This is a genomic window from Wenjunlia tyrosinilytica (assembly GCF_014646055.1).
GTDB classification, from domain to species: Bacteria; Actinomycetota; Actinomycetes; order Streptomycetales; family Streptomycetaceae; genus Wenjunlia; species Wenjunlia tyrosinilytica.
In genome coordinates this window covers 1-6788 of record NZ_BMMS01000088.1, presented here as the reverse complement: position 1 = coordinate 6788, position 6788 = coordinate 1, and the positions used below count along the sequence as shown (strand labels likewise).

The 6788-nt window shown below is 72.4% G+C and carries 1 pseudogene; it reads right to left on the bottom strand.

Annotated elements, in window-relative coordinates:
* A pseudogene (locus tag IEY86_RS35280) lies at positions 1–6755 on the bottom strand (SDR family NAD(P)-dependent oxidoreductase); the annotation flags it as partial.
* Positions 6756–6788: the final 33 nt, after the last annotated feature.

The window sequence follows — 6788 nt, the reverse complement described above, 5'->3', positions numbered from 1 at the left end:
ACGATCGGCACCGACGCCGCCTGAGCGAACGACCAACCCGCCGGAATCCGCACCACCGTGCGAGCATCCGCGACCGCCACCGGGCCGAAGGCCCCGGAGAACATCCCCATCACCCGGTCGCCGACCACTGTCCCCACCACACCGGGACCGACCTCGGTCACCACTCCCGCACCCTCGAGGCCGAAGTCCCGGGCGTCACCGGGGTACATCCCCAGGGCGTTCAGCACATCGCGGAAGTTGACCCCCGCCGCACGCACCGACACCCGCACCTGACCGGCCCCGAGCTCGGCCGTCACCTCCGGGCAGGCCGTCAGCGCCAGGCCGTCCAGTGTGCCCTTCTCCGCGATGTCCAGCCGCCAGGTCTCCGCATTGCCCGGAGGCTCAAGAACCGACGACCGCGCCGTGGCCCGCGCCAAGCGCGGCGTGCAGACCGCGCCGTCGCGCACCGCGGCCTCCGGCTCGCCCGAGGCCAGCACCGCGTCCAGGGCGCTCCACGACCGCGCCGCGCCGTCCATGTCCACCAGCACGAACCGGCCGGGGTTCTCCACACGAGCCGCCCGCACCAGACCCCACACGGATGCCGCGACCGGATCCGGCGCACCGTGGTCGACGGCCACCGCGCCCTCGGTCACGAGCACCAAGCGGGAAGCCCCGAACCGCTCGTGCGCCAACCACCCCTGGAGGAGCGCCAACACACGCCCAGCCACCGTGCGCGCCGGATCGCCGTCCGAATGGTCCACCCGCACGACCACATGCGCGGGAACGTCCCCGTCCCGGCCCGCGAGCGCGGCCAGATCGGTGACGTCCGAGATGTCGACGACATCAGCCACCGCCGCGGCCCGGTCGTCGGCGACGGGCGCAGGGACCCAGTCGACGCGATACAGCACATCGGGCAGCGCGGGCCGGGAGTCGGCGAGGGTGTCCGCCGACAGCGCGCGCAGGGTGAGTGAGCCGATGGTCGCCACCGGTCGGCCGGACGCGTCCGCCAGGTCCAGCCCGACCGTGTCGGGCCCCTTCCAGGACAGCCGTGCCCTGAGCAGCGAGGCCCCCCAGGCGTGCAGTGTCGCCCCGGTCCAGGCGAACGGGATCCTTCCCCGGCCCGTCTCGTCGGCGGTCTGCGCGGTCGGCGAGGCGCCCACCGCGTGCAGAACGGAATCGAGCAACGCCGGGTGGAGTCCGAAGCGCCGCGCTTCGGGCACCGCCTCCTCCGGCAGGCCGGCTTCGACGAACAGCTCGTCCCCGCGCTGCCACGCGGCTCTGAGCCCGCTGAACACCGGCCCGTAGTCGAAGCCGATCCCGGCCAGCCGCTCATACAGTCCTTCGGTGGTCACCGGTGTGGCGTCGGCGGGCGGCCAGACGGTCAGATCCGCGGACGCCGTCGCGGCCTCGGCGAGAAGGGACCCTCCGGCGTGCCGCGTCCAGGGCTGCTGTTCCGCCTCTGGGTCATCCGGTCGCGAGTGGATGCTCAGGGATCGCCGGCCCTCGTCATCAGCCGCGGCGACCACGAGCTGGAGCCGCACCGCGCCGCGTTCCGGCAGTACCAGCGGCGCCTCCAGGGTGAGCTCTTCGACCTGTCCGCAGCCGAGCTGGTCCGCCGCGTGAGCCGCCAGTTCGAGAAAGGCCGTGCCGGGCAGGAGGATCGCGTCGGCGATGACGTGCTCGGCCAGCCAGGGCTGGGACCGCGCGGACAGACGCCCCGTGAACACCGTCGAGCCCGAGTCCGCCATGCTGACCGCGGCGCCCAGCAGGGGGTGGCCGGCCGGGGTGAGACCCACGGCGCCGAGATCGCCGGGAGCGGCGTCCGAGGTCCGCGGCCAGTAGCGGCGGTGCTGGAACGCATAGGTCGGCAGGTCGACGCGCGCAGCTCCGGGGAAGTGCGGCGTCCAGTCGATGTCCGTGCCGTGAGTGAACATCTCGGCCATCGCCGACAGCACGGCGCCCGCCTCGGGACGGTCCTTGCGCAGCGCCGGGACCAGCACGAGGCCGGGGCTGTCCAGGCATGCCTGTGCCAGAGCGGTCAGTGTGCCATCCGGCCCCAGCTCCAGGAACCGGCCGACCTCGCGCTCCTCCAGGGCCTGGACGGCGTCGGCGAACCGCACCGCGTCGCGGACCTGCCGCACCCAGTACTCGGCGGAGCACAGCTCGTCCGGTGTGGCCGCCTCGCCCGTGAGGTGGGAGACGATCGCCACACGCGGGGTCCCATATGCCACGCTCAGCGCGACCTGGCGGAACTCCTCGAGCATCGGCTCCATCAACGGCGAGTGGAACGCATGACTCACCCGCAGCCGCGCAACCTTGCGTTCCAGCTCACGGAAGTGCGCGGCGATCAGCTCAACGGCCGTCTCCTCACCGGAGACCACCACCGAGCCGGGGCCGTTGACAGCGGCGAGGCCGACCTCGTTCTCACGCCCCTCCAGCAGCGGCAGCACCTCGGCCTCGGACGCCTGCAGCGAGACCATGGCCCCACCCGCCGGGAGCGCCTGCATCAACCGCCCCCGCGCCGCGACGAGGCGGCAGGCGTCCTCCAGCGACCACACTCCGGCCACATGAGCCGCCGCCAACTCGCCGATCGAGTGGCCCAGCAGGTAGTCGGCCCGCACTCCCCAGGACTCCACCAGCCGGAACAGGGCGACCTCCAGCGCGAAGAGCGCCGGCTGTGCGAACTCCGTCCGGTTCAGCAGTTCGGCGTCCTCGCCGAAGACCACCTCACGCAGGGGCCTGCCCAACTCGCCGTCCATCCGCGCGCACACCGCGTCGAAGGCGTCGGCGAAGACCGGATGGGCGTCATGGAGTTCCCGTCCCATGCCGGGCCGCTGTGAGCCCTGTCCCGCGAACAGCAGCGCGACCGCGCCGTCCGTCGTGACGGCCCCGACCGTGGTGCTCGCGGTCGATTCCCCTCGGCTCACCGACCGTAGCCCGTCGAGCAGGCTGTCCCGGTCGTCGCCGATGACAACTGCTCGGTTCTCGAACGTGGACCGGGTGGCCGCCAGCGAGTATCCGAGGTCGGCGATCGACAGACCGGGGTGCTGCTCGATGTGGGCGACCAGCTGTGCCGCCTGCGTTCGCAGGGCCGCCTCACCGCGGCCGGACACCACCCACGGCACCTGGGCGGGAGAGGGCGCCCCATCGGTCCCCACGGCGGCTTCCCGAGCAGGCGCGGCGAGCTGTTCGATGATCACATGGGCATTGGTGCCGCTGATGCCGAAGGCCGACACCGCGGCACGGCGGGGGCGTTCGGCCTCGCGCGGCCATTCCCGCTGCTCCGTCAGCAGTTCCATCTCGCCCGCCGACCAGTCCACGTGGGAGGAGGGCGCATCCACATGCAGGGTCCGCGGCATCACTCCGTGCCGCATGGCGAGCACCATCTTGATCAGGCCCGCCGCCCCGGCCGCGGCCTGGGTGTGCCCGATGTTGGACTTCACCGACCCCAGCCACAGGGGCCGCCCCGGCTCACGTCCCTGCCCATAGGTGGCCAGCAGGGCCTGCGCCTCGATCGGGTCGCCCAAGGTGGTGCCCGTCCCATGCGCCTCCACCACATCGACATCCGTGGGTGACAGTCCCGCACCGGCAAGGGCCTGCCGGATCACACGTTGCTGGGAGGCACCATTGGGCGCGGTCAGGCCATTGGACCCGCCGTCCTGGTTCACCGCGCTACCGGAGACCACCGCCAGCACGGTGTGCCCATTGCGCTGTGCGTCCGACAGCCGCTCCAGCAACAGCATGCCGGCACCCTCGGCCCAGGCCGTGCCGTCCGCCGCCTCCGCGAACGCCTTGCACCGCCCGTCCGGGGCCAGACCACGCTGTCGGCTGAACTCCACGAAGGCACCGGGGGTCGACATCACCGTCACACCGCCGGCCAGCGCCAGATCGCACTCACCCGAACGCAGCGCCTGCGCGGCGAGATGCACGGCGACCAGCGAGGACGAGCACGCCGTGTCCAGCGTGACCGCCGGTCCCTCCAGGCCGAGGGTGTAGGCCACCCGTCCCGAGGCCACACTCCCGGCGCCGCCTGTGAGCAAATGCCCCCGGATGTCCTCGGGAACCTCGGCGAACGCCGCGTCGTAGCCCTGGTATCCGCACCCGATGAACAGCCCGCTCCGGCTGCCCCGGAGCGATCTGGGGTCGATCCCGGCGCGCTCCACCGTCTCCCACGCCACCTCCAGCAGGAGCCGCTGCTGGGGGTCGACGGCCAGCGCCTCGCGGGGGGATATTCCGAAGAACTGGGCGTCGAAGTCGGCGGCGTCCAGGACGAATCCGCCCTCGTGGACATAGGTCGTTCCGGGTCTCGCGGACTCCGGATCCGGGTCGTACAGGGCGTCGAGGTCCCACCCGCGGTCGTCGGGGAAGGGCGTGATCGCGTCCTGTCCGGCCGCCAGCAGCTCCCACAACTCCTCGGGAGAGGAGATCCGGCCCGGCAGTCGGCAGCCCATGGCCACGATCGCGACCGGCTCGTCGTGGAGGCCGGCGACGGAGCCCGCGCTCTGCCGCGACTCTGCGGCCGCCGACTCGTCGCCCAGCAGCTCCGCACCCAGGTGATCGGCGAGAGCCCGCGGGGTGGGGTGGTCGAACACCAGCGTTGTCGGAAGGGCGAGTCCGGTGGCCGAGGCGAGGGAGTTGCGGAGCTCCACGGCGGTCAGCGAATCGATCCCGCAGTCCTGGAAGGTCCTCGTCGGCTCGATGGACTCCGGCCCCGGATGTCCCAGAGCCGTGGCGGCGCTCCGGCGGACCAGCCTCAGGAGCAGTTGCTTGCGCTCCGTCGCACCGAGGCCGTCGAGTTGCTCACTCAGGCTGCCACCGGTTGTCGTGCCGGTGGCGATGGACACGGGTGCCGCCGCCTCGGGGATCGAGCTCAGCAGGAGGCCGGACGCCGCGCTGGTGTGCCCGGCGCCGAAGCGGCTCCAGTCGATGTCCGACACCACGGTGCAGGCGTCGTCCTGGCCGAGCACCTGAGCCAGCGCGGTGAGCGCGGACCGGGGGTCCATGGGCGCCAGACCGCCGCGACGCATACGGGTCTCGACCGCGGCGTCCGCGGCCATTCCGCCATCGGCCCAGGGACCCCAGGCGACGGACACGGCCGCCAGCCCCTGTGCCCGGCGGTGACGAGCCAGCGCGTCGAGGAAGGCGTTGCCCGCCGCGTACCCGGCCTGTCCGACCGAGCCGAGCACACCGGCGATCGAGGAGAACAGCACAAAGGCCGAGAGGTCGAGATGCCGGGTCGCCTCATGGAGATTGACCGCGGCGTCCACCTTGGAGCGGAGCACCGCCGCATACCGCCGAGCGTCCATCGAGGCGAGAACGCCGTCGTCGAGCACCCCCGCCGTGTGGAACACGGCGCTCAGCGGCCGGTCCTCGGGGATCGAGGCCAGCAGCGCGTCGAGCGCGGCGCGATCGGCGATGTCGCAGGCCAGGACGGTCACCTGGACATCGAGCGCTTCCAGATCCGCCCGGAGCAGGTCGGCACCGGGCGCTTCGGGACCGCGCCGGCTGACGAGCAGGAGGTGCTGAACACCTTCTTGTGCCAGCCACCGCGCCATATGGGCGCCGATGGTCCCGGTGCCGCCGGTGATCAGCGCCGTGCTGTTCGGCCGGCAGAAGGCCGTGGGCGCGTCGACATGGCCGGCTCCGGTGGCGCGCACGAGCCTGCGGGCGAACACACCCGATTCCCGTACGGCGAGTTCCGACTCACCCTCGGGGTCCGCGAGAGCGGCACTCAACCGGGTCAATGCCCTTTTGTCCAGGCGGTGCGGGAGATCGACCAGACCGGCCCAACGGTCCGGGTACTCCAGCGCGGCGGTCCGCCCAAAGCCCCACGTGGTCGCCTGGAGCGCATGGTCCAGCCGGTCCGCGGCCCCGACCGACACCGCACCCCGGGTGGCCATCCACAGGCGGGCCCGTACCGCCGACTCGGAGAGCGTCTGGAGGAGCACGGTGTTGAGCGCGAGCCCGGCGGGCACCTCGGGGTGGACGGGGTGACGGGCCCGGGTCAGCCCGAGCAGCGAGAGCACCCGCACGGGGCCGGGGTCCTGCCCGAGTGCTTCACCGACCGCCTGGGCAACGGCCTCACGATCGGCCCCGGCAGGCAGATGGAGCATGGTCACGCTTCCACCGGCTGCCGTGATGGCGCTCCTGACGGCTGCCGCCGACTCCACGACAGCCTCATCCACCGTCGACTCGTCGCAGACGGCCAGCAGCCAGGTGCCGGACAGGGAACCGGCGGCCTTCTGGTCGAGCGGTCGCCACAGTTCCCGGTACTGCCAGGACTGTGCGGTGGTCTGCTGCCGACTGTCCCGGTGCCAGGCTGACAGCGCGGGGACGACGGGATCCAGCAGGGTCTGGTCGAGGCCCAGCCGGTCCGCCAACCGCTGGATGTCACCGCCCTCGACGGCCGACCAGAACGCGGAGTCGGCCGGATGCGCGTCCGGGTGGGCCGCAGGTTCGGCGGACTCGAGCCAGTAGCGCTGACGCTGGAAGGCATAGGTGGGCAGATCGACCCTGCGGCCAACGGGCAGAAGGGCGGACCAGTCCGGGGAGTGCCCGGTCACATGCAACTCGCTGACCGCCGTGATCAGGCTCAACTCCTCGGCGGTGCCGGAACGCAGGGCGGGCGTGACGAGCCTGCCCTCCGAGGGCAGGCAGGCTCGGCTGAGAGCGGTCAAGGTGCCGTCGGGACCGAGTTCCAGGTAGCGGGTGACTCCCCGGTCCTCCAGGCTGCGGATGCCGTCGGCGAACCGCACGGCCTCACGGACATGCCGCACCCAGTACTCCGGGCAACCCAACTCCCCCGCCGC